The 3451-nt window shown below is 32.8% G+C and carries 4 protein-coding genes; all 4 read right to left on the reverse strand.

What is annotated here, in order from left to right; genetic code table 11:
- Nucleotides 1–260: 260 nt before the first annotated feature.
- Complete coding sequence (locus ABVT42_RS21750; RefSeq protein WP_353898134.1) at nt 261–1601, reverse strand: hypothetical protein; 1341 nt, start codon at nt 1599–1601, stop codon at nt 261–263.
- Between the two features lie 146 nt (nt 1602–1747).
- A complete protein-coding gene (locus ABVT42_RS21755; protein WP_367024436.1) occupies nt 1748–2029 on the reverse strand; it encodes a hypothetical protein in 282 nt (93 codons plus the stop codon).
- Nucleotides 2001–2537, reverse strand: coding sequence for a transposase (locus ABVT42_RS21760; protein WP_367024437.1), 537 nt, complete (start codon nt 2535–2537; stop codon nt 2001–2003). The genes ABVT42_RS21755 and ABVT42_RS21760 overlap by 29 nt, the downstream gene beginning before the upstream one ends.
- 212 nt (nt 2538–2749) lie before the next feature.
- Entirely contained in the window at nt 2750–3214 is a 465-nt protein-coding gene (locus tag ABVT42_RS21765) for an SMI1/KNR4 family protein (protein ID WP_353898168.1), read from the reverse strand.
- Between the last annotated feature and the right edge of the window lie 237 nt (nt 3215–3451).

Consider the following 3451-nt stretch of genomic DNA (forward strand, 5'->3'; position numbering starts at 1 on the left):
GCAAGCACTAAAAAGCGGACGATGTTAATTGGGTAAAGTCGTTTAATTCTTGCACAATCTTATGATAAATAAATTGGCAAGAAGTATGATGGTAAAAAAGTAAACTACAAAATCCTAAGGAAGGTGTGAATGCCCGGACGCTCACATTTAAAAAACATTATTTTAAGTTACGGCTGTCCTTTCTCATCTTTAAGTGACGGCTGTCCTTGTTCATGTTTTAAGTTATGGATGTCCTTTAGTTTTTATATTATCATGTTTTACTAATAATATATGATTTTTCTTTTATCTACAAAATAAGCAGAAGGAGAATTATCATTTGACTCATACTTAGATACTCCTCTTTCTACCCAATTCCCCGCACTATCAATTTCCAGAATTTTATATTCATAGTGTTCAACAAGCTCAAATTCATTATCATATTTACAAAACTTCTTCACACTTGATACATTGTTTAAAATAAACTCAATATATTTCTTACAAAATATTTTATCTCCATGAAACGTTTCCATTAAAACGGTTGATGGGCTTTCTTGTTTGAATTTATACTGAACTTGCAAATTCACACTACTCCTTTCTATATTAGAACTACTAAAAAAACCAATTTTATTAAACCCAAACTTATAATATGACTTCTCTCCTTTTATTGACATACAATATACAGTTCCTGTTAAAAAGTTTCTTTTACAGTTCACGCTGTAATCATTTACATTATCTTTAAATGAGATCAGCATTCCAAATCTAGAGTATTTATAATCCCCCTCATCTGTGTAGATATACTTTACCTCTCCCATATCAACATTCATCCTTGCAACTTCCATCATTTGAAGACCTACTAAACCATTAATTCTATACAGCCCCCAATTTATATCAACTAGTATACTAATTAGCAAAGCCCCCCAAATAAAATGATTTATTTTTTTATATTTTTGTTTGTCGGTATAAAAAAACTTTAATGTGAGCACACTTAATACAATAAGCAAGTACCTCAACACTCTTATTATAGGGGAAGTAACTTCTTCATTAATAAACAACTCAACCAGAGCAAAAAGAAGAATAGCAAGAAAAAACCAATACTTATTCTTACTCTTATCTAGAATATCAGGACTCGGCACTTTTTTAGAAGGATATTCCTCAGTTATAGCTTTTGCTCTTTGAGATGTAGAACATTCATCACCTTTACTCACCAACCATTCTTCTGCTTTAAACCATACTTCCTTAAACAAATAGAATGCAATAACCACTGACGGAATATACATAGCTGCATACGCAAAGAAAATATCAAGCCGAAAATCTGACTCATACAAAATCATTAAGAGAAGTGAAAACATTAAAATAGATGCAAAAAACTTACCTCTAAGTAAATCTGTTATTTTAGGATGTCTCCTTTTAACTTTATTAATAACAACTAATAGAAATAACCAAATCTCAATAATACTTTTATAAAACATAAAGAATAGAAATAATCCACCTATCACTTCGACACTGTCAATTTTATTTGGTATCGAAAAGATTATTAGGAAAAGAGGAACCAGCAAAGCTAGAACCAACGATTCCACGGTAATTACACCAATACAGAATATGAGCAATCTAAACTTACTCATTAATTTTTCCGAGCATATTGGTCATTAATCAATCCTATTGCAAGGTTCAGTCTATGTTGTTGATTACTAAAGTCAAAATTATGCTGTGGGTATAATCTATTCAAAACAATAGCAGTATTTTCAATGTAGTCTGAGTTATAAGGGGGTCAGTTCACTTTTTCAATAATATGCTTTTTTAACCTATTCATTTTCCGCTGAAATACTTTATTATTTTTCATTTCTTTCCTAACTGTCGTCGTTGCAAAACTCACCGAACCAATATGAGTCAACCCAAATCGTGATGAAATTTCTTTGAGTGAAAAACCACCTAATTGCTGACAAATATACATTGCCGATTTTCTGATAGGATTACTATTTTTTTGACCAATATCTCTATTTGAAATTGAATCAATTTCTACTTTATAAAAATCGGCTATTATTTCTAACAAATTGTCTATCGTTAACTTTGTTGGTAAAACTTGCATTACAAATNCAATCCTCTGATTCTACTTGATTAACATAGGCAGGATAACTTGACCATGGATAGTTTTCTAATTGAGTGACCATCGGCCGCTTGGTTTCAATCGGGTTACGATGAATGTAACGAGACAATTGTAATAAGTAACTATCTTTCTCAACCAGTATTGATTTATATCTTCCTCTAAACAATGGACCATCAGTATTCTTAAGACGATTGTGGCGTTGAGTATAAACACCATTGATATGTCTCATCGCTCGTCCCAAATTGCCTAAAGGGGTTTGTACTAACAGATGATAATGGTTAGTCATCAAGGCATGCACAACAATTTCAAACCGTTCACAGGCCTCAGCTAATGTCTCCAGGAAAGCGGTATAAAATTTTTCTGAATGGAAGATATTTCGACGACCTTTATCACGCCCTCGACTCATGACGTGGTAATAGGCATCTTCATATTCTATGCGAAGGGGTCTAGGCATAATTTATAGGTTATCACAGCCCTCAATATTGAACAAGTGAATTGACCCCTTATCTTTTTGCGTAGCCCCTAAAGTTATCAACCCATTTCCAACAAATTGGAACCCATGCAAAGTACTGTCCATAAGCGCAGTGAATGTATGCCAAGCAAGTAATTGTAACGGCTGTCCTTTCTCATCGTAGTTTTTCTTTTTTTCACCTCTTTGAACTCGCGTTACTCTTCATCAACCAAATTATTCAAAAATGATTCAAAACTTATATCTAAAAATAGATCATCACTTACATCGCTTTCAGAATAATCTTGCTTCAATAAAATATTATCATCATCCATCAATAACACTTGCCCTTCCAAAACGCCATCCAAAACCAAGCAAAAAACTCCATGTCCACTCATGTCAACGGCAAAAGCAAAAACATTTCTTGAAATTCTTCCATCTTCTTTTAGCATTTCATTTATATGAAATACATTCTGTGAACAATCATCTGAGAACGAATAAAACCTACGTATCTGAAACTCATTCAAATAACTCCCTGGATGAGGGCCTTCCCCCGTTCCATTGCAAACTAGAAACTCTAAAAAACTCTCAGGAAGTTTCATATTAGATTCTTTGAAATAGTTATTAACAACTTCAATATAATCAACTTTTTCGTATGGTTTTTCGTAAGAAATTAGTTTCATTTTTAGCCTCCTACCGATGCTCTTCCGCCAGAATGCCGAAATAGAGCATGAATCATCTCATCTATTAACACAATTTCATTATCTATCAAAAGAATAAGGGGGTCAGTTCACTTTTTCAATAATATACTTTTTTAACCTATTCATTTTCCGCTGAAATACTTTATTATTTTTCATTTCTTTCCTAACTGTCGTCGTTGCAAAACTCACCGAACCAATATGAGTCAACCCAAATCGTGA

Origin of the sequence: Aliikangiella maris (assembly GCF_040719265.1) — a bacterium.
GTDB classification, from domain to species: domain Bacteria; phylum Pseudomonadota; class Gammaproteobacteria; order Enterobacterales; family Kangiellaceae; genus Aliikangiella; species Aliikangiella maris.